This window comes from Candidatus Enterococcus myersii (assembly GCF_017316025.1).
Classification (GTDB): Bacteria; Bacillota; Bacilli; order Lactobacillales; family Enterococcaceae; genus Enterococcus_C; species Enterococcus_C montenegrensis.
In genome coordinates, this window is record NZ_JAFLVT010000017.1 from 69,678 (window position 1) to 91,152 (window position 21,475).

The window sequence follows — 21,475 nt, forward strand, 5'->3', positions numbered from 1 at the left end:
GGAGAGATTTGGGTGAAGTGGAGTATTCCTGAAAAAGTGATTGAACGAGGGCGTACATACCTCAATGAAGGAAGAGTACTATCAGTAACGCCGGATCCGGCCAATAAAGTTTGGCATGCTGTTGTATTAGGTAGTGAAGAATATTTGGTGGATTTGGATGCTACTGCCAAAGAAGAAGATTATTGTCAGTGCCCTTACTGGGAAGAACACCATTATTGTAAACATACAGTGGCAGTCGAATTATTTTTGCGTCAACAAGGCAAGACGCGTTTTATGAGCAGTATGGAAGTTCCAGTCAAAAGTAAATTTTCAACAGCAGAAATGTTTACCAACGGTTTTGCCAAATTAAAATTACCAGTAGCAGAAGGGCCGGCAGTACCGTTACGTTTACAGTTTAATATAGAAGCAATTGAGACGAATCCTTATCATAAAGAATTGGCAGTTTTTGGGATTAGTTTAAAGGTTGGCCAGCGGGGTGTTGCCCGCAATTATATTGTAAAAAATATTTATAAATTTCTCCAAGCCTATTCAGAGCATAAAAAAATCCTCATTAATAAACAGCATAGTTTTCTAATTGAACCAGCTGCTTTTAGCCCAGACGTTAATGAAGCATTAGATGTTTTGTGGGGAATGGCACAGACACAACAATTAATGGGGCAAACTGGAATTTTAGTCAATGGCAAATTAGACAAAAAATACTTATTGGTTCCAATTGGTTGGGGCCAAAAATTATTAACGATGCTAGGAAATTTAGGCGGAACATTTTCCTACGATGAAAAGAAACTAAATCCAATTGTCTTTTCTGACGTTACATTACCACTAGAATTTACCGTCAAAAAAGTTGAAGACCAATTCATTTTAGAAATTGAAAAAGACTACGATCAAGTATTTAACTATTATCATTGGGGCGTAATCGATGAACAAATTCACCCATTGTCTAGTTGCCAACAAGAAATTTATTTAACGTTGGATCAGTTATTAAAAAGAATAGAAAAAAAAGAAATTCCTTATGCCAAAAAGGAATTATCGGTTTTATTTAAGCAAGTCTTACCATTATTGCGTCAAATCGGGAATGTTACAATTGCAAAAGAAGTTTATCGCTATATTAGCGATGAAGATTTAGCAATCAGTTTTATCTTGCGCAAGAAAAAAGGTCAGGTTGCAGTTGAATTGCAATTTGCATATGGCAATGCGATCTTCTCCAGCGATGCTACGCATAATGTTGTTGAAGAAAATCAGCCCGAGGTACTAAGGGATTACCAAAAAGAAGATCGTGCACGTCATTTGTTGCAACAACAAGGCTACGTGGAAAATGATACCGGCTTTAGTAAAGATTTGCCGACTGGCAGTGGACTGTATTATTTTTTCACGCGGGAACTGCCAACTTTACAACAACTAGGTACAGTTAAGCTGGGTAAAAAATTGCGAGAATTGTATTTGGATGCCCATAAGATTGAACCAGAAGTTAAAGTGGACAGTGATGGTTCTTGGTTAGATGTTCACTTTGATATCTCAGGTATTGGTGAAAAAGAAATTGATAATATTTTGCAAAGCTTATTAAATCAAGATGCTTTTTACACGCTAACTAATGGGCAGATATTGTCACTGGAAACACCAGAATTTCAAGAAACCAGCGCGATTTTACAAAAATTGCGACAAACAAATAGTCAAGACGGCGTCATAAAAATGCCGTTAAACCAAGGTTTGGTTTTACAAGAGCAGCTAAAAACAGCGAATGTCGCGTTTAGTGATAACTTTACCCAAATGGCCAAAGATTTAACGCATCCTGAAAACTATCCTGTGGCTTTGCCTGAAGGTTTAAATGCGGACTTACGCCCTTATCAAGTAACGGGTTTTCGTTGGTTAAAAATGTTGTCTCATTACCAATTTGGCGGAATTTTGGCCGATGAAATGGGTTTAGGGAAAACATTACAGACCATTGCTTATCTTTTATCAGAAAAGCAAGAAAAAGCTAGTAGGACAACGTTAATCGTGGCACCGGCTAGTTTAACTTTCAACTGGTTAGCGGAGTTAAAGAAATTTGCCCCAAGTTTGAAAGCAGTGGTGGTGGGTGGCAATAAGCATGAGCGGATGCAGTGTTTAAGTCAACCGGTGGATATTTACATCACTTCTTACGCTAGTTTGCGTCAAGATATTGCCCTTTATCAAGAATTAACTTTAGACCAATTAATCCTAGATGAAGCTCAAATGGTGAAAAACGCGGCTACAAAAACAGCAAAAGCCTTACGCTCTTTAGTTATTCCGAATCGGTTTGCTTTGAGTGGGACCCCAATTGAAAATAATTTAGAAGAATTGTGGTCGTTATTTGAAATGATTATGCCAGGCTTTTTCCCAAGTCAGCAACGTTATCGCCAATTATCAGCCGAACAAATTGCCCAAATGATTAAGCCTTTTGTTTTACGACGGGATAAAGCCACCGTCTTAAAAGACTTACCAGAAAAATTGGAAACCAATTATTACAGTGCCTTAACCGAAGATCAAAAGAAAATTTATTTGGCATATTTACGGCAAATGCGCGAAGAAATCAGTCAAATGGATGCGGCTGCCTTTAAGAAAAATCGAATCAGTATTTTGGCCGGCCTAACGCGCTTGCGGCAAATTTGTTGTGATCCGAAATTATTCATTGACGATTATACCGGAACGTCGGGTAAATTAGAGCAAGTAAAAGATCTAATTCAAGCGGCTCAAGAAAATGGCCGGCGGGTTTTATTGTTCTCGCAATTTACCGGTATGCTGACAATTATTGAAGAAGAGTTAGCTAAATTAGGTTATGATAGTTTTTATTTGCGGGGGAGTACACCACCAAAAAATCGGATTGAAATGGTAGATGCTTTTAACAAAGGGGAGAAGGATGTCTTTTTGATTTCTCTAAAGGCTGGTGGAACTGGCTTGAACTTGACCGGAGCAGATACGGTGATCCTTTACGACTTATGGTGGAATCCGGCTGTAGAAGAACAAGCGGCCGGGCGCGCTCATCGGATTGGTCAAGAAAAAGTAGTTGAAGTGTGGCGCATGATTGCAGAAGGAACTATTGAAGAGCGGATGAATGCCTTGCAACAAGACAAACGGGAATTGTTCCAAAAAGTTATCCAGGGCAATGAAACACAACTCCAACAACTGACAGAAGCAGATATTCGCATGATTTTAAGTGCGAGAGAATAAATGAACGACAGGTAAAATAAAAGGCAGTAGGACCACTAAAAAGTAGTCTTACTGCCTTTTTTATAATAGGAAAAAGGATCAATTTTTTACCAAGCTGAATCGCTTTATGATAAGTTTATCTATGACTAGTTTTTCAAACTAAGCATCGTGATAGGCAGGTAAACTTTCTTGAAATCTTAGCTTAATATGTGAAAGTAAAGGGAGTTTGAACTGCTTTTCATATCGCTGATTACTCAGCGAAAATTGCCTTAATTGTTGGGGTTAGTTGCGCAAATGAAGTCAGTTCAATATCTTGAACTGCTTGCTCTCCAGCTGGAATTTGACGGTTACGGTGATTAAACCACAAAGATTTCCAGCCAGCGCTTTTAGCGCCAACAACATCATTTTCAAAACTATCTCCGACATATAATGTATTTTCTGCAGTAAGATTAAACTCTTTTTCAGCGAGCTGGAAAATTTCGCGATCAGGTTTTTGAAAACCTGTTGCCTGTGAAATAATGACGTTATCTTCTTTAACCCAGTTTAAAAGATTTAGTTGGATAACTTTTTTGTATTGGTGGTCAGTCGGGCCGTTTGTGATGATACTGATTGGAATATTTTGGGCCTTTAAAAAGTTTAATGTTTCAAAAACAGCATCGTGCATGACGATATTGTCCAACTCTTCTTCATAAATTTTTTGAAATTCTAAAGCTGTGGCCTCTGTGATTTGTGGATAGTCCAAATCCTTCAAAGACTCCATGATGCGTAAGTTACGCATATACGTTAATGTCCATTCTCCTTTGGCAACTTTGCAAAATGTTTCGTCGCTATGAAAACGAAAACGAATGTAAAGGTCGTGCATGTCGTTATCTGTTACTAAAGGAATAATACGGTGTACAGCGTTGCGAAAAGGTTGCTGTTGGTCATAAATTGTGTCATCGACGTCAAAAACAATTGCGTTAATCAAAAAAGGCCATTCCCTTCAAATTTTCTGCAAATTTCATAATATCCTGATTCATTCTAACGAAAAGGATAGCAGTTTTAAAGAGTAAAAAGTTGATTTATAAAGGTTTTCTTTACCTAATTAAGAACAAACCTTTTGATAATAGGCAAAATTATATTACAGTTCTTTTTACTTAAAAAACAATTGTGATAATCACAAAGGAAGGAATTATAAAAAAACGAAGGTCATTTTAGTTAATGCTAAATACTCAAAAATTAAGTTAATTTAAAAGAAATAAGACAAAAAAAATTATTTAAAGGGCAATATCATTTTGTTTCTGAATTTTCTGAAAAAGAGATTTTTTCAAAGAATAATTAAAAAAACTTTTTTTTCAAATGATATTTTCACAATCTCACTACTGATTTTTTGTTAGTAATTTATTACAGATTACCGCTAAAAAAAAGAAAGAAAATAACGCGATTTCTATTTGAGACTATCTTTTTTTTAGGTATTTGCAAAAAACAGGGATAAAAAGGGCGATAAATGCCGATAAATTTGTCTAGACAATTTTATTGTTGTGAATGCAACAAAATTTAAAAAACGAAATTACAGAAATTATATAACAAATTTTCTGTTTGTGTTACAGTGTTTTTTTCATTTTTAAACTGTGCTATATATAAGCAAGTAAATGGCATTTAAATTTGATAATTCTAATCTTTCTAACGTGAAAATCGATGAAAACGTATGTAAGTTAGGAATGTGTCATTAAGATAACTTTAATTTTTTAAAACTTTTTTTGAGAAAAGGGTAGTATTTTTTTTTTCAATTAGGTATAATGAACTCAGATGAAATTATAAGTGATGTCACAAAGAGATTACTTATATAATAAAAAAGGAGTGATACACGTTGTTGACACTTTATACTTCCCCTAGCTGTACATCGTGCAGAAAAGCTCGCGCGTGGTTGCAAGAGCACGAAATTCCCTTTGTAGAACGCAACATTTTTTCAGAACCTTTGAATATCACTGAATTAAAAGCGATTTTACAAATGACTGAAGACGGCACCGAAGAAATTATTTCTACTCGGTCAAAAGTCTTCCAAAAATTGAATATTGATTTAGATGAATTACCATTAAAAGAATTGCTAGATTTGGTACAAAACAACCCTGGTTTATTACGTCGTCCAATTATGATCGACGAAAAACGTCTACAAGTTGGTTTTAATGAAGATGAAATCAGACGTTTCTTACCACGCGAAGTACGCCAATTAGAATTACGGCATGCACAATTAATGGCTGGATTATAAAAGTTTTGACTGCTACATATTTTGTGGCAGTCTTTTTTTACGCTATTTTAAGCCGTTAGTGGGTTTTAGCGGTTCTAAAAAAATTTTTAAAGACAGCGTTTTTTTGAACTACTTTAAGATTTACTAAATCACGAGGTTTTTCTTTACATTTGATAAGGTTCCGTTACAATGTAGCTATAATGTTAGAAAAGCGAGGTGTAGCTAAGATGGAAATGGAACATATTAACGAAAATACAATTCGTGTTCTCATTAAAAGCGAAGATTTAGCTGCCCGGGGAATTACCTTTTTAGATTTATTAGGTAACCACAATGAAATTGAGAACTTCTTTTATAGTATTTTAGAAGAAGTTGATGTCAACGAAGAATTCAAAGGCAGTGAAGCTGTCACTTTCCAAGTTTTGCCAAAAGGTGATGGTTTGGAATTATTTATCAGTAAGAATATTCCGAATGAAGAATTTAATAATTTGGAACAAATTGCTGATGGCAGTGCTGAAGAGGTGAGTGATTTCTTGAAAAAGCATATTGCAGAACAATTACAAGAAGTCGAAGAGACAGAAGAAGAAACAACGGATATCAAACGCGATTACGTCTTTGAAATGATAGATTTTGAGCAAATGATTCAATTGGCCCATGAATTTGAGGGCGAAGGAATTGTAAGTAATCTTTATGAGTTGAATCATTTTTATTTCTTGGAAATTCGTTTCACAGATGAATACTTATTAAAAAATCAAATTGACGATTACTTAGCGTACTTAAGTGAATTTGCTCGTTTGAGTCAAGTAACGCCAGAAGTGCTAGCCGAACACGGTAAGCTTTTGATGGAACTTGATGCTTTAGGAATTACCCGTCGTTACTTTTGATAAAAAAGATCTGGATTTTTCCAGGTCTTTTTTTGTTGCCCCTAGCTAAATAGTGCGTAAGTTCTTATGGGGGAGATAAATGCTAATTGCCAGAAATAAAGCAGGCGAGCTTGTTGCCGCTTTAAAAGCAAAAAAACAAGAAGAATATCATTGTCCCGTGTGTCAAAAGCCCGTCTGTTTAAAACAAGGACAAAAACAGCGCACACACTTTGCGCATCAGAGAGAACACTGCTGCAAAATAGTGACAGAAGGTGAGACAAATGAGCATATTGCCGGCAAAAATTGGTTGCATCAACGACTAGAAAATAGTCAATTAGAAGTTTATTTGCCACAATTAAAACAGCGACCAGACCTGTTAGTTAATAAAACAACCGTAGAATTTCAGTGCTCTGTTTTAGACTTAAGCCGTTTAAAAGCCCGTACAAAAAATTATCAGTCTTTTCACTATCAACCCTGGTGGATTGTAGGACAACGGTTTATTCCGCAACAACAGTTGAGTCAGTTGCAAAAAGCTTTCTGTTATTGGCAACAGACAGCCTATTTATGGCATTTGGATACAGCAGCAAAGCAACTTCGGCTTTATTATTTGGCCAACTGGGATTTTAATCGCGGGTATCAGTGGCAATGTCAAAATGTTGCAGAAAATACGAACTTGACTTCCTATACGTCCCATGTTTCATCTTTAACAAGTAATAAGTTTTATTGGCGTAATGCCGCGTATAAACGTTTTTTGCGCCAACGCTTATTCCAACGCCAGCCGCGCTTTTTGCGTTTGCAACATTTTTTTTATCAACGCAATAGCCATATATTGGATTTACCTTTTTGGTGTTATAGTAGCAGTCGTTATCATTTTTTCTTTGAACATGAGCTGTTGTTATTGCGTTTTTTATATTTGCGTAACAACAATTGCCAACAATGGATAAAAGACCTAAGCCAACTCAAATGGCAATGGGATTTTCCTTTAGTTTCGCAAAAAATAATTTTAAAAGAAATCTATTTGGAATGCCAGCGCTTATCTGGTCGGGAAAAAGAAAGTTTTTTGCCACCAAAAAAAGGCAGTTGTGATAGTATAGAAAGTAATCGAAGAGGATAACTTTTCGTTTAAGTAACTATCAGGAGGTTTCAATTATGGCGACAAAACAATTACCAACAAGAGAAAGCTTACCGACAGAACTGACCTGGGATTTAACTCCAATTTTTGCTGACGACCAAGCTTTTGACACAGCCTTTGCTGATTTGAAAGAAGAATTAAAACAAGCGGATAAATACAAAGGAACACTAGCAACGAATGCTACGGCTTTCTTAGCGGCTTTGGAGTTTTGCTTGGCTATTTATCGCAAATTAGAAACGTTATATGTGTACAGTCACTTAAAAAATGATCAAGATACCGCAAACACCACTTATCAAGGATTATATGCGCGGGCTAGCAGTTTATTAGCAGAAGCAAGTGCGGCTATTTCTTGGTTTGAGCCAGAAGTTTTGACACTGTCAGATGATCAGATTTGGTCTTATTTTGAAGAAGAACCAAAATTGGCAGTTTATCGCCATTATGTAGCGCAAATGGTCGACAATCGTGCCCATGTTTTGCCGGCGGACCAAGAAGAATTATTGGCTGGGGCAAGTGAAATTTTTAATGCAGCAGATGATATTTTCTCTGTGTTAAATAATGCAGATCTCGTGTTTCCTACGATTGAAGGCAGTGATGGAGAAAAAATTCAATTGTCCCACGGTGTGTACGGCCAATTAATGGAAGCAACGGATCGCAGCGTGCGAGAAGCTGCTTTTAAAGGATTGTACAGTGTGTATGGCCAATTTCGTAATACGTTTGCTCAAACGTTAAGCTCTCATGTCAAAGGACATAACTTTAAAGCAAAAGCACGAAAATACACGTCAGCTAGAGAAGCTTCTTTAAGTAATAATCATATTCCAGAAAGTGTTTATGATACCTTAGTTGAAGTTGTGAATAAACATTTACCACTACTACATCGTTATGTAGCATTGCGAAAAAAATTACTCGCAACTGATGAATTGCACATGTATGATATGTACACACCTGTTTTAGGAGAAGCGCCAATTCGCTATACTTATGAAGAAGCGGTTGAAAAGGCTAAAGAAGCTTTACATGTGATGGGACCAGAATACAATAAAATCGTAGAACAAGCTTTTTCAAGTCGTTGGATTGACGTGGTTGAAAATAAAGGCAAACGTAGTGGTGCTTATTCTTCCGGTGCTTATGATACAGCTCCTTATATTTTAATGAATTGGCATGATACCTTAGACCAACTATTTACTTTAGTACACGAAATGGGTCATAGTGTCCACAGCTATTTTACTCGTAATAATCAACCTTTTGTTTATGGGGATTACTCTATTTTCTTAGCAGAAATCGCCTCTACAACCAATGAAAATATTTTGACAGAATATTTGTTAGAGACTGAAAAAGATCCGAAAGTACGGGCATATATTTTAAATCACTATTTAGATGGCTTTAAGGGAACTATTTTCCGCCAAACGCAATTTGCTGAATTTGAGCACTTTATCCATACTGAGGATGCAAAAGGTACGCCTTTAACAAGTGAGTATTTAAATGATTATTACGGGGATTTAAATGCGAAATATTATGGACCTGATGTAACAAAAGATGAAGAGATTAAATTGGAATGGGCGCGAATTCCACATTTTTACTACAACTATTACGTTTATCAATATGCGACGGGCTTTTCTGCCGCTTCTGCCTTGGCGAAGAAAATTTTAACCAAAGAAGAGGGCGCGTTGGAACATTATTTGAATTATTTGAAGGCTGGTAATAGTGATTATCCAATTGAAGTAATGAAAAAAGCCGGTGTGGATATGACAAAAGCTGATTATATTGAAGATGCCATGAAGATGTTTGAAGAACGTTTGAGTGAATTGGAAACATTAGTAGCTCAATTATAAAATAAAAACAGAGCAGACAGTTGCGCAATTGTCTGCTCTGTTTATTTTTAGCAATAAAAAAAGCTGGGACAAACGTCAACCTAACGTTTGTCGCAACTTTTTTTTGTTACATTAATTTTAAATGCTTGGTATCGTGAGTAACGCGACGTTCATTTTTACGCTGTAAGTAACCATCAATGTGAAAAATTTGATAATTTTCTTGATCGACTTGGCACAGGCGCGGGATATCAGCTAAGGCGTCTTCGCCTTCTAATAAAACACCATAATCGCGTTCGCAAGCATAATTGTAAACAACTGCAGACGGATGCGTGGTAATTCCCATCTCACGAGCGGTGTTTTGATCTTCTTGGAATAATGTTTTGACTAAGTCGCTCTGTCGATCTTCTGTAAACATTTCTACGTCGCCACCAACAGCTTCAACCAATGAAATGACCAGTTCATGATTATATTCTTTGCCATTACAAGCTACTTCTTCTTGCATTTGCATCAAAAATTCTCGTGCTTTCTTTTTGCCTTGCAGTTGGAGTGCTTTGGCATCTAAAGCAGCTGAATAAGTATTTTCAAAAAGTTGATTTCTAGCATGAATGTCGTGTTTTGGTGTACCGCGACGTGTTAAAACAGCATCAATTGTCTGCATATTCACTAAAGGCATCAGCCTGAATTGGATTTTTTGCTCCGATGTTTGTACAAAGTTCCAAAGATGCTTTTCTGATCCTAAACAGATAGCACCCAAAGGATTGACAAACAAATAAATTTCAATCACTTAAATCTCCTCCAACAAATTGAGTCGTTTCTGGCTATTTCAACTTAGCAGAAACGTAGAAAAAATGAAAATAAATAGTTTTTAGCTTTGCTTTTTTTTAAGACTCCGACTAATTTTATTTTCCGCTGGAATATAAGAAACTGCCAATGTCTTTAATAATTGCGTGAAAGCTTCTTGTCCTAATTTAGCATCTTTTACTTCTAATTCTAATTCAAAGTCATGGCCTGCCGGTAGATAGAAACTTTCATCTAATGCCAACAAACCAGCGTCAATTTCAAATTCAGCTCGTTTAGTAGTTAGCTGACTGATGATATGTAATTCCTTTAATGTAACATGTAACGTTTTTAATTTTTCTTCAACCGGTCCATTTGCTGGAACTTGTTGTAATGTTAAGTATTTTTGCGCCTCTGCTAGCGTCAACTTTTCCGTGGTTTCTAGTAGACCTTCTTGCTGTGGTGTTTTTAAAGTCACTTCAGCAAAAGAAGGGAGTAAACGAATTCTTAAACCGGCATTGGCATTTTTTAACTTATTGTCAAAGGTATCAAAGTAACAATTTGTCTGTTCTACGACCATCTCATCTGTAACGTGATAGTACGTCATAATGCGCTTGAAGTCAGTTGCACTTAACATTGTTTTAAATTCGATCTCAGTCGATTGGCTCATAATAATCCCTCACTAGTTTACGTGTTCAGGTGTGAAACTGCAAGCTAAAGCATTGAAAAAATGACAATCCTCTAAGAAAGTAGAAAATAAAAAAGCAGTAAGTGGATTGTAAAAATTCTGAAAATAAGATTTAGAAGATACAAATTTTCTTTTAAAGGGGAACCATTCCGAACTTTTTGTTTCGAATGTGCTAGCTTTGTTCACATCTATCAATTCATTGAATTTATATTCTGACATAAAATGACAAGATACGCAATTGATACGATTGAATTGTGTGAATATTTTTTCAATTTGAGGGGATAAAGATTTAAGGCGGTTTGTGGTAAAATATAACTTGTATGTATTAAAGAAAATTGAGGGATAATTATGGATCGAGATTGGGATAAATTTTTAGCACCATATGAACAAACCGTATCAGAATTGAAAGTAAAGTTGCGGGGGATTCGCAAACAATTTCGCGAACAAAATCAACATGTGCCGATTGAATTTGTCACTGGACGAGTTAAACCAGTGGAAAGCATCATCACAAAAAGCCAGATTCGCCATATTCCCATGGAACGTCTGGAAGAAGAGATGTCAGATATCGCGGGGCTTAGAATTATGTGTCAGTTTGTGGAAGATATTCACCAAGTTGTCCAATTACTACGCAACCGCAAAGATATGAAAGTTATTATTGAAAGAGATTATATCACCAATAAAAAAGCTAGCGGGTATCGTTCTTACCATTTGGTCATTGAATATCCTGTCCAGTTAGTAAATGGCGAAAAAATTATTTTGGCAGAAATTCAAATTCGGACATTGGCGATGAATTTTTGGGCGACGATTGAGCATTCTTTGAATTATAAATATCAAGGGGCATTTCCAGAAGAGATGAAAATTCGCCTGCAAAGAGCGGCCGAAGCAGCCTATCAATTAGATGAAGAGATGTCGACGATTCGGGAAGAAATTCAAGAAGCGCAGCGTCTATTTTCCCACGGCAGAGGCAAGTCAGACGATAGTTATTATCAGGCTTCAATTGATCGGGAGGAGACATAATGACCTTAAAAGTGGCCATCGTTTCAAATCATGGTCTGCAATCGGAAAAAACAGAGCGGCAATTACGAAAACTTTTAGCAGAAAATGAAATTGTCATTGATCAACAACGACCAGAAATTGTCATTTCTGTTGGTGGTGATGGTACTTTGCTTTCAGCATTTCATCGTTACAGCCATATTTTAGATAAAGTCAGTTTTCTTGGTGTTCACACTGGTCATTTAGGGTTTTATACGGACTGGCGTGACTATGAAATACCAGAGTTGGTTACGAGCTTGAAAAAAAATCGCGGTGAAAGTATTAGTTATCCGCTGTTAGATATCCGCATTGAATATCAAAACGGTAAAGCTGCCAAACACTTTTTAGCTTTAAATGAGTCGACCATCAAACGCGGGAATCGAACGATGGTAGCAGACGTTTATTTAAAGGGGGAACTTTTTGAACGATTTCGTGGGGATGGTTTATCTATTTCAACGCCAACTGGTTCAACTGCTTATAATAAAAGTGTTGGTGGAGCGGTGTTACATCCCAGTATTAATGCGATTCAACTAGCAGAAATTGCTTCGTTGAATAATCGCGTCTTCCGAACGTTGGGATCTCCGTTAGTTATTGCTGCAGATGAGTGGATGGAAATTCGCTTGCAAGATAGTAATGATTACATGATTACCGTCGATCAATTAGATATTCAAAAAGATCACATTGCAGCCGTCTATTATAAAATTGCCACAGAACGGATTCATTTTGCTTCATTTCGGCATATGGATTTTTGGCATCGGGTTAAAGACGCTTTTATTGGAGAAGATTAGGCAATTATGAAGTTTACGTATCATTATCAGAAAAACTCAGAGCAGCAGTTAAAATACTTCTTAAAAGAACAAGGCATTTCCAAAGGTTTGCTGGCGAAAATTAAATTCCAAGGGGGCTTGATTTTAGTCAATGATAAACGTGAAAATGTCTTGTATTCTTTGCGCCCTAATGATAGGGTTACTATTGTCGTGCCCGATGAAAAGGAGCATGAAACAATGCTTTTGGATGAGACGCCAATTGCGATTGTTTATGAAGATGAACATTTATTGATTGTCAATAAACCAGCAGGAGTTGCTTCGATTCCGGCGCAATATCATCCTAATGGTACAATGGCCAATCGTGTGAAAAATTATTATAAAATGCAAAATTATAAAGATCAGGTAATTCACGTGGTTACGCGGTTGGATCGTGATACAACTGGCCTGATGTTATTTGCCAAACATGGTTTTGCCCATGCGCAACTCGATCGTCAATTACGTGAAAAGCAAGTGGAAAAAAGATATCAAGCTTTAGTGGCTGGCGCTATTCAAACGTTAGCACCCCATGCAGTAATTGATTTACCGATTGCTAGAGATTTAAGCTCGTTGTTAAAACGTAAAGTAGATGATACAGGACAAAAAGCACAAACAGAATATTGGGTCCAAAAAGAAAACGACCAAATCGCATTAGTGGATATTAAACTTCATACGGGTCGGACGCATCAAATCAGAGTCCATTTTAGTGGGATTTCTTGTCCGCTACTAGGTGATGATCTCTATGGTGGGCTTATGACAGCTGGAATCATGCGGCAGGCCCTTCATTGTTACAAACTTTCTTTTAATCATCCTTTTAGTGGTGAAAAATTAACTTTTACATTGGCTTTACCAGAAGATATGGCACAAGTTGCTCAAAATATATAAGAACGCGTGGTGAGTGTGAGTGGATGAAAATTTAGAACTGGAAGAACGTTTTGCTGAATTGAAACAAGCGTTGCTTGAAGACGATATGCAAGGGTTTAGAGAACCTTTCTTAGAAATGCACATATACGAACAGGGGCAGTTCTACCAGTCCCTCACCAGCCAAGAGCGTCATCGGATGTACGGTTATCTGTCACCTAAAGAATTAGCAGACATGTTTGACGTAATCGAAGAAGACGATGCACATATGACAGATTATCTTTCTGAAATGCGTCCGGGCTATGCTGCGGCCATGTTAGCTGAAATGTATACAGATAATGCCGTTGACTTATTAAATACTTTGGATAAAAAAGCTGTCAACAAATATCTAAGCTTGATGGACAAAGAAGACGCAAGTGAAATTAAAGAACTACTGCATTACGAAGATGATACTGCCGGTTCAATTATGACCACAGAGTTTGTCTCAATTGTGGCTAATCAAACGGTTCGTTCGGCGATGTATGTTTTAAAAAACGAAGCCGACGTAGCCGAAACAATTTATTATATTTACGTAGTAGATCAAGAGAATCATTTGGTGGGGGTTATTTCTTTAAGAGATTTAATCGTCAATGAAGATGATACGATGATTCAAGATATTATGAGCGAACGGGTCATCTCAGTTCATGTGGGAGATGATCAAGAAGATGTCGCTCAAACTTTCCGGGATTATGACTTTTTGGCATTACCAGTTACAGATTATGATGATCATTTATTAGGGATTGTCACAGTCGATGATATTATTGACGTTATCGACGATGAGGCTGCAAGTGACTACTCTGGTTTAGCTGGTGTCAACGTTGAAGAAGTTTCAGAAAATCCTGTCAAGGCTGCTAGTAGACGACTCCCTTGGTTGATTACGTTGCTATTTTTAGGGATGGCGACGGCGACTTTAATTTCTCATTATGAGAAACTTGTAAGTGAAGCGAGTATTTTAGCTGTTTTCATTTCCTTGATTACAGGGACGGCTGGTAATGCTGGGACGCAATCTTTGGCTGTGGCAGTACGGCGACTTGCAATCAATGATGACAAAGAAAGTAGTTTTGTTAAAACAGTTATTAGTGAAGTTTTGACCGGTTTAGTGACCGGGTTCATTACCGGTCTAACCATTTTCATTATTGTTGCGGTTTGGAAACACAATCCAATTTTAGGTTTTGTAATTGGAATGGCTATGATGTGTGCGATTACGGTGGCTAATTTGGCGGGGAGCTTTATTCCAATGTTAATGGACAAACTTGGTTTTGATCCTGCTGTGGCCAGTGGCCCATTTATTACCACCTTGAGTGATTTGACCAGTGTGTTAATTTATTTTAATATTGCGAGTCTTTTCATGCAGTACTTCATTTCTTAATTAAAAAAATAAAATGAGCAATCCATAAAAAAGGCTGTGACAGATTTTTGTCACAGCCTTTTTATCGATAAACGGTGGTCTGAAAATAGCTTCTTTTGTGATAAGCTGAAACTTCACAAAAAATTTGAGCAACAGCCATTCCAGTAGGGACATTTAATAAAATTGCTACAAGTAAGGTGTTTCCAGTCTTAAAAAAAAATATTTTTTACTGCTGCAAGACACAGCGATTGTTGCAGTAGAGCTGTGTCTTGCAGTACCTGCTTAACTCTTGCGGCTGAATATTTTGTTCCAACATTATTTTGATCGGTAGTTTTTATTGTAAAAAGCGTTGCTTATATTCTTCATATTCTGCTGGGGTAATTAAGCCAGCATCTAGTGCTTTTTTACGTTCTTTCAACTTTTCAAAATTTGTTTCTGTCGTAAGTTGGGATTTAGACAACTTCGCTTTTTCCTGTATTTGTTGGGCACGTTTGGCAGAAGTGATGCCATCCATAATGCCGTCTTGCATATAGCTTTTACTATCTTCTAGCAATTTGGCAATAGCAAAGACCGTTTTTTTCGTCCAGAAAATACTAAAGACTTCGCGAAAACTTTCAATTCGTAAAAAACCCCAAAAAATTCGCGTATTGGGGTTAATGGTGTTGATATTATGCAACGGAATACTTTTATAATCGTGGTTAAAAGGAACCCAGCGGGCAAAAATCAGGCGCCCAGCGTCAGTAATAGCATAGGCGTGGAATCCTTTACAGTCAAAGTAACGCACTTTGCCAGTTTGTGTTGCGCGCATTCGTTCTTCAAAGTCTGCGCGGTCTTCACCTTCAAATGGTGTGAAATTTTCATTATCTTCGGGATGATGGCGTCCGATGAAACTTGCAATGACCTCTTCATCTTTACCTAAAGCAGCCTCAATTAAACCAAAGTGTTTTCGTTGGAGCCAGCCGCCGAAAATTGGTGTGATATTTTGGCCTAATTTATGGTTACGAGCATAAGCATACATGGCATCTGCTTTTTTCATGGCATCTCCTTTTAATCGGTTATTTTTACAATTTTAGTTCCGTGAGCTTCATTGACCCCTAAGGCAGTTACAATTTCAGCCACATTTTCAGCGTTAATTCCAGCTCCAGGTAAAATAATCAAGCGGTTCTTGGCATAAGCGATTAATTCTTTTAATCGAACGATGTTTGCTGAAATTGGTGTACCACTCGGGCCGCCATGGGTTAAAATGCGTGTAACGCCGTGGTCTGCTAACCAATCAATAGCTTCAAACTGACGACTTGGTAAGATGGCATCAAAGGCCATATGAAACGTAATTTGTAGCCCTTCTGCGGTTTCAATTAAAAGTTCCAAAGCTTCTTCATCTAACCAACCACTAGGTGTTAGACAACCAAAAACCACACCGTCTGTTCCTATTTTTTTAGCTTCGATTAAGTCGGTATGCATGATTTTTAGTTCTGTATCATTGTAGATAAAATCACCACCGCGAGGGCGGATCATGGTCATAACGGGAATACCTTTTTCACCGGCATAATTTAATGTTTCTTCAATGACACCTGTACTAGGTGTCGTTCCGCCTACAGCTAAGTTATCACACAGTTCAATGCGCTTTGCTCCTGCGTGAATGGCTCGTGGAATATCAGTGAAATTTTCGGCACAAAATTCTTTAATCATAATAGTCTCCTTTAGTATCTCATTAAAACTGTTAGACAGCTTACTTTCATGTAGTATTTTATCACAGCCTTGTGTTAAAGTAGAGTAACTAAAAAGTACCGCTGATTTCGCCGTATTTAAGGGGAAGTGAGGAAATAAAATGTTAAAAAAAATTGATTGGGGCAAACAATTTGTGACTGCAAATCACCCATTGTTTTTATGTCCTTTGTGTCAAAGTGAAATGGGGGCAGTTAAAGCGGGGCTTGTCTGCCAAAAGGGACATCACTTTGATGTCTCAAAAAAAGGAACGCTATATTTTTTGCAAAAAAATATTAGCAGCGGCTATGATCGCCGGTTGTTTACCGCAAGACGTCAGCTGATTCAAGCCGGAATGTATAACGGGCTACTGGAAAAAATTCGAGAATATATACCGGAAAAGTCGACAGTCTTAGATGTAGGCTGTGGCGAAGGTAGTTTTTTTAATAAAATAGCAGCAGGCAAAAACATTACGGGAATTGGCTTTGATATCGCAAAAGATGGTGTTTACATGGCAACGCAGCAAAGTGAACCCTTATTTTGGTGTGTCGCAGATTTGACACGACTGCCTTTTGCCCCACAAGTTTTTGATAGTGTATTAAATTTATTCACACCATCTAATTATAAAGAGTTTAAACGCGTTTTAAAGCCGACGGGAACATTAGTGAAAGTTGTCCCAAGAAGCGGTTATTTACAAGAATTACGGCAAGCTTTTTATCCTGCGGATAAAAAGAAACAGCATTATGAAAATCATGAAGTAATTCAACATTTTAAAGAACAATTTAAATTAGTAAATCATCATGAAATAACGTATACATTTGATGTTTCCAAGGAAAATCAAGCTGCTTTATTGGAGATGTCTCCCTTAGAGTGGGGCGTTTCTTCTGAGCAAAAAGAAATTGTAGCAAAGAGTCCGTTAAATAAAATTACAATCGATTTGGATGTTTTAATTGGAAAAGAGAAATGAAATTTTTGTGACTTTTTTCGGTTAAAACTGTTGCATTATTTAAGTAAGAGTGATATATTACAAACAAGTCATTTTTCATTGGTTTTTATCAGGTTCCTGTTCTGATAAAAGTTAGTGAAAAGAACTTCACTAACGTAGCGACTCGCAGTGATTAACACCGAGCCGATACGTTCTTTTTTTGCACTTTTTTTAAAAAAGTAGCTATGAAGTGATATAGTAGGAGAGAATATTTACTTTTAAATACAATTCATAAAAATCACAGAATTTTTTATCAAAAGGAGTAATGAAGTTGAATCATATTGTTCTATTTGAACCACAAATCCCAGCCAATACAGGTAACATTGCCCGTACTTGTGCGGCGACGAACACACCGCTACATTTAATTGAACCATTGGGATTTTCAACCGATGACAAACATTTAAAAAGAGCAGGCCTAGATTATTGGCATGATGTGAATATCACGTATCATAAAGATTTGGCAGCCTTTTTAGCATACTTGGGTCAGCGACGCCTTTATTTGATTACAAAGTTTGCCAACCAAACTTACAGTGAAGTAGATTATACCGCCGACGAAGAAGTATTTTTAATGTTTGGAAAAGAAACAACCGGATTACCAGAAACATTCATGCGGGAAAATCCAGAAAAGTGTTTGCGTATTCCTATGAATGATGAACACGTTCGTTCGTTAAATTTATCCAATACGGCGGCGTTAGTAATATATGAGGCGTTGCGCCAACAAGGATTTCCTAATTTGGAACTACGCCATCACTATGAAAATGATAAATTAGACTAGTTTTTATCTACTAAACTAAAGGAGCATTTGTAATGGAGTTATATTTTACCCGCCATGGTAAGACTCAGTGGAACAATGAACGCCGCTTTCAAGGAGCCAAAGGCGATTCACCACTTCTTGCAGAAAGTTTAGCTGAAATCAAATTATTGGGTCAGCACCTAAAAAATATCCCCTTTGAAAAAATTTATGCCAGTACAGCGCCTCGTGCCATGAAAACGGCACAAGGAATTTTAGCTGAACTAAACTATCAACCAGAAATTATTTACAATGCTGGTTTAAGAGAACTGGGTTTGGGGAAACTAGAAGGCCAACTAATCGATGAAATGACAGACCGCTATCCAACTGAACTACACAATTTACGCTATGCTTTAGATCAGTATGATCCAAGTGTTTTTAACGGTGAAAAAATTGAAGCAGCACTGGCACGGATTGAAACAGTTGTAAGTGACGCTGTTATGCAAAATAAAGGGCCACTTTTATTTGTGGGGCACGGCGCTTCCCTAACTGCTGCTATCCAGTGGTTAGCGGGCAAAGAGTTGGGGCAATTACGGGAAATGGGTGGCTTAGTGAACAACAGCTTAAGTGTTATGACTACCAGTGAACCGGAAAATTTAACACCATTTAAATTAACAAAATGGAATGATGCCAGTTTTTTAGGTGATCAAAGTAGTTTAGACGCCTTATTGTAGAAAGGAGCCGGTTTTTGATGGAAGAACGAAAATTTGTCAGCGGTACAGTCGCGGCAATCTTTTTTGAAAACCCCGGCAATTTTTATAAGGTGATGTTGATTGATATTGCAGAAACCAATACCGCTTATCGTGAACCGCAAATTGTCGTGACGGGTTCTTTTGGAGATATCAACGATGATACTTTATATCAATTTTATGGCGAGCTAATTGAACACGCACGATATGGGCTACAGTTTCAAGTAGAAAGTTATGCCCAAGATCAACCAACTTCTGAAAATGGTTTGATTAACTATTTTGCTAGTGAAAAATTTCCTGGTATTGGACCCAAGACGGCAGAAAAGATTGTAGATACACTAGGGGTTGATGCAATTAAAAAAATCGTTGAAGATGATTCAGTGTTAGAAGCAGTTGAAGGGTTAAACGAAAAAAAACGACAGCAGATAGCAGAAATTGTGCGAGCCAACCAAGGTATGGACGAAATTGTTGTCGGCTTGTCTCAATATGGTTTTGGCAGCCAGTTATCTTTTGCCATTTATCAAATGTACCGAGGACAGGCATTAAGTATTATTGCAGAAAATCCTTATCAATTGGTAGAAGATATTGAAGGTATCGGGTTTAAAAAAGCCGATCAATTAGCCGAACAGTTAGGGATTGCGGCCACTAGCGACAAACGGTTGCGGGCAGCGGTCTTGCATCAAGTTTTTCAAAGTGCGCTGCAAAGTGGGGATACGTATGTCAAAGCGGATACCTTGTTAGACGATACCTTAACCCTACTGGAAAAAAGTCGTCCGGTAGAAATTAACCCCGAACAGTTAGCCGATGTAATTATCGCGTTAACTGAGGAAGATAAAATTCAGCAAGAAGCTACGCGTATTTACGAAAACAGTCTATATTTTGCCGAGATTGGAATTGCTGGGTCGATTCAGCGAATGTTGCAGCGCAAAAAAGAAATTAAGTACCCAGAAAAAACGATTGAAAAAAAATTAGCCAGTTTGGAAAAACGACTCAAGATTAAATATGGGACATCACAAGCTGAAGCGATTAAAGCAGCGTTGGCTTCACCATTATTTATTTTGACTGGCGGTCCTGGTACCGGTAAGACGACGGTTATTAACGGAATCGTACAATTATTTGCTGAATTAAATGATTTAAGTTTGGAGCCATTGGATTATACACAAGAGGTTTTTCCAATTCTTTTAGCCGCACCAACTGGCCGTGCGGCAAAGCGTATGAACGAGACAACAGGATTGCCCAGTGGTACGATTCACCGCTTACTGGGTTTAACGGGTAGAGAAAAAGTCGGTGAGACAGAAATCAATGAATTGGCTGGAGGGTTGTTAATTGTCGATGAAATGTCGATGTTAGACACATGGTTAGCTAATTCTTTGCTAAAAGCAATTCCGAGTAATATGCAGGTTATTTTTGTTGGTGATAAAGATCAATTACCTTCTGTCGGTCCAGGTCAAGTATTACATGATCTGCTACAGATAAAAGCAATTCCCCAGCGCGAGTTAACTGACATTTATCGCCAAGGGGACGGTTCGACGATTATTTCATTGGCCCATGAGATTAAAAACGGCCGCTTACCAGCCGATTTCACTAAAAACCAAGCGGATCGCTCTTTTTTTCCTTGTCATGCGCAACAAATTGAACCTTTAATTGCACAAATTGTTAAAAAGGCAAAAGCCAAAGGGTTTAGCGCCCAAGATATTCAATTGTTAGCCCCTATGTATCGTGGTCCTGCTGGAATTGATGCGTTAAACAAGATGATGCAAGAAATTTTTAACCCCAATGATGGGACAAAAAAAGAAGTAACCTTTCACGAGCACGTTTATCGCATTGGGGATAAAGTTCTACAGCTAGTTAATTCACCAGAAGAAAATGTTTTTAATGGTGATATGGGTCAAATCGTGGGAATTATTTACGCCAAAGACAGTGAAGATAAAGTCGACGAGTTGGTTATTCAATTTGACGCCAATGAAGTGACCTATAAGCGCAATGACTGGCAAAAAATTACCTTATCTTATTGTTGTTCGATTCATAAAGCGCAAGGTAGCGAGTTTGAGATGGTAATTTTGCCGATGGTTTACCAATACCAACGTATGTTGCAAAGAAACCTGCTTTATACAGCCGTAACCAGAAGTAAAGATAAATTAATTTTGCTTGGAGAGACACAGGCTTTTGAAACGTGTGTTACGAATCAATCCGCCAATCGTTTAACGACGCTAAAAGAGCGCATAAGCGCATTTGTCGGTTTGACAGACGAAGAATTAACCAAAGCGGATCAAAAAAAGACACCTGAGGCTAACGAGCTACAAAAACAACAGCAAGCTGTTACCTATGAAGAAGTGCAACTAACAGAAGATGGTCACCAAAAAGAGGCTGGGCATTTACCAAATAATAATGAAGTGAATGAATCGGTAGAAGTGAGCCCTGTTCACGTTATATTAACGGGAAAATTGGTTCGAGAAAATGCCATAGATCCTTTAATTGGTATGAACGGACTGACCCCGTTGGACTTTATGTAGGCAAAAAAAGACTTAAATGATTTTTAGTTTCGGAAGGCTAAAAATCATTTAAGTCTTTTT

The 21,475-nt window shown here is 37.4% G+C and carries 18 protein-coding genes; 13 read left to right on the forward strand and 5 right to left on the reverse strand.

Annotated elements, in window-relative coordinates; translation table 11 throughout:
* The first annotated feature begins 12 nt into the window (after positions 1 to 12).
* On the forward strand, positions 13 to 3,183 hold the full coding sequence (locus JZO76_RS11415; protein ID WP_206904517.1) for an SNF2 helicase associated domain-containing protein: 3,171 nt from the start codon (positions 13 to 15) through the stop codon (positions 3,181 to 3,183).
* A gap of 229 nt (positions 3,184 to 3,412) precedes the next feature.
* On the opposite strand, the gene JZO76_RS11420 is transcribed toward JZO76_RS11415, so the two are convergent.
* Positions 3,413 to 4,129 (reverse strand): HAD family hydrolase, encoded by a 717-nt coding sequence (locus JZO76_RS11420; protein WP_206904520.1) that lies wholly within the window; start codon positions 4,127 to 4,129, stop codon positions 3,413 to 3,415.
* An 882-nt stretch (positions 4,130 to 5,011) separates the two neighbouring features.
* Here JZO76_RS11420 and spxA point away from each other — a divergent pair.
* The 4 genes from spxA to pepF all read left to right on the forward strand — a co-directional run bounded on the left by spxA (position 5,012) and on the right by pepF (position 9,207).
* A complete protein-coding gene (spxA, locus tag JZO76_RS11425) occupies positions 5,012 to 5,410 on the forward strand; it encodes a transcriptional regulator SpxA (RefSeq protein WP_173103569.1) in 399 nt (132 codons plus the stop codon).
* Positions 5,411 to 5,616: 206 nt separating this feature from the next.
* Positions 5,617 to 6,270 (forward strand): adaptor protein MecA, encoded by a 654-nt coding sequence (locus tag JZO76_RS11430; RefSeq protein ID WP_206904572.1) that lies wholly within the window; start codon positions 5,617 to 5,619, stop codon positions 6,268 to 6,270.
* Between the two features lie 79 nt (positions 6,271 to 6,349).
* The gene (locus JZO76_RS11435) at positions 6,350 to 7,363 is read left to right on the forward strand and encodes a competence protein CoiA (RefSeq protein ID WP_206904522.1); all 1,014 of its coding nucleotides are present in this window, start codon (positions 6,350 to 6,352) and stop codon (positions 7,361 to 7,363) included.
* 32 nt (positions 7,364 to 7,395) lie between these two features.
* Positions 7,396 to 9,207, forward strand: a complete 1,812-nt coding sequence (gene pepF / locus JZO76_RS11440) for an oligoendopeptidase F (RefSeq protein WP_303754757.1) — start codon at positions 7,396 to 7,398, stop codon at positions 9,205 to 9,207.
* A gap of 106 nt (positions 9,208 to 9,313) precedes the next feature.
* On the opposite strand, the gene JZO76_RS11445 is transcribed toward pepF, so the two are convergent.
* Positions 9,314 to 9,970 (reverse strand): DsbA family protein, encoded by a 657-nt coding sequence (locus tag JZO76_RS11445; protein ID WP_206904529.1) that lies wholly within the window; start codon positions 9,968 to 9,970, stop codon positions 9,314 to 9,316.
* Positions 9,971 to 10,051: 81 nt separating this feature from the next.
* Positions 10,052 to 10,633 (reverse strand): CYTH domain-containing protein, encoded by a 582-nt coding sequence (locus JZO76_RS11450; RefSeq protein WP_206904532.1) that lies wholly within the window; start codon positions 10,631 to 10,633, stop codon positions 10,052 to 10,054.
* 366 nt (positions 10,634 to 10,999) lie between these two features.
* Here JZO76_RS11450 and JZO76_RS11455 point away from each other — a divergent pair, with 366 nt between their 5' ends.
* From JZO76_RS11455 to mgtE, 4 genes are read left to right on the forward strand one after another with little or no spacing between them, the layout of a single operon-like run.
* Entirely contained in the window at positions 11,000 to 11,668 is a 669-nt protein-coding gene (locus JZO76_RS11455; RefSeq protein WP_071864506.1) for a GTP pyrophosphokinase, read from the forward strand.
* A complete protein-coding gene (locus JZO76_RS11460; protein WP_206904541.1) occupies positions 11,668 to 12,471 on the forward strand; it encodes an NAD kinase in 804 nt (267 codons plus the stop codon). The genes JZO76_RS11455 and JZO76_RS11460 overlap by 1 nt, the downstream gene beginning before the upstream one ends.
* A 6-nt stretch (positions 12,472 to 12,477) precedes the next feature.
* A complete protein-coding gene (locus JZO76_RS11465) occupies positions 12,478 to 13,371 on the forward strand; it encodes an RluA family pseudouridine synthase (RefSeq protein ID WP_206904542.1) in 894 nt (297 codons plus the stop codon).
* Between the two features lie 19 nt (positions 13,372 to 13,390).
* Entirely contained in the window at positions 13,391 to 14,755 is a 1,365-nt protein-coding gene (gene mgtE / locus JZO76_RS11470; protein WP_206904547.1) for a magnesium transporter, read from the forward strand.
* Between the two features lie 313 nt (positions 14,756 to 15,068).
* Here the strand turns inward: mgtE and JZO76_RS11475 are convergent, their stop codons facing one another.
* Complete coding sequence (locus tag JZO76_RS11475; protein ID WP_206904550.1) at positions 15,069 to 15,770, reverse strand: hypothetical protein; 702 nt, start codon at positions 15,768 to 15,770, stop codon at positions 15,069 to 15,071.
* Positions 15,771 to 15,781: 11 nt separating this feature from the next.
* Positions 15,782 to 16,423 carry a copper homeostasis protein CutC gene (locus JZO76_RS11480; protein WP_206904552.1) on the reverse strand — a complete coding sequence of 214 codons (642 nt, stop codon included), beginning with the start codon at positions 16,421 to 16,423 and terminating at the stop codon, positions 15,782 to 15,784.
* Between the two features lie 139 nt (positions 16,424 to 16,562).
* On the opposite strand from JZO76_RS11480, the gene JZO76_RS11485 reads away from it, so the two are divergent.
* The 4 genes from JZO76_RS11485 (at position 16,563) to recD2 (ending at position 21,415) form a co-directional block, all read left to right on the forward strand.
* Positions 16,563 to 17,405 (forward strand): methyltransferase domain-containing protein, encoded by an 843-nt coding sequence (locus tag JZO76_RS11485; RefSeq protein WP_206904553.1) that lies wholly within the window; start codon positions 16,563 to 16,565, stop codon positions 17,403 to 17,405.
* Between the two features lie 283 nt (positions 17,406 to 17,688).
* The gene (gene trmL, locus JZO76_RS11490; protein WP_206904555.1) at positions 17,689 to 18,198 is read left to right on the forward strand and encodes a tRNA (uridine(34)/cytosine(34)/5-carboxymethylaminomethyluridine(34)-2'-O)-methyltransferase TrmL; all 510 of its coding nucleotides are present in this window, start codon (positions 17,689 to 17,691) and stop codon (positions 18,196 to 18,198) included.
* 32 nt (positions 18,199 to 18,230) lie between these two features.
* Entirely contained in the window at positions 18,231 to 18,887 is a 657-nt protein-coding gene (locus JZO76_RS11495; RefSeq protein WP_206904559.1) for a histidine phosphatase family protein, read from the forward strand.
* 14 nt (positions 18,888 to 18,901) lie between these two features.
* Positions 18,902 to 21,415, forward strand: coding sequence for an SF1B family DNA helicase RecD2 (gene recD2 / locus JZO76_RS11500; protein WP_206904563.1), 2,514 nt, complete (start codon positions 18,902 to 18,904; stop codon positions 21,413 to 21,415).
* The last annotated feature ends 60 nt before the right edge of the window (positions 21,416 to 21,475 follow it).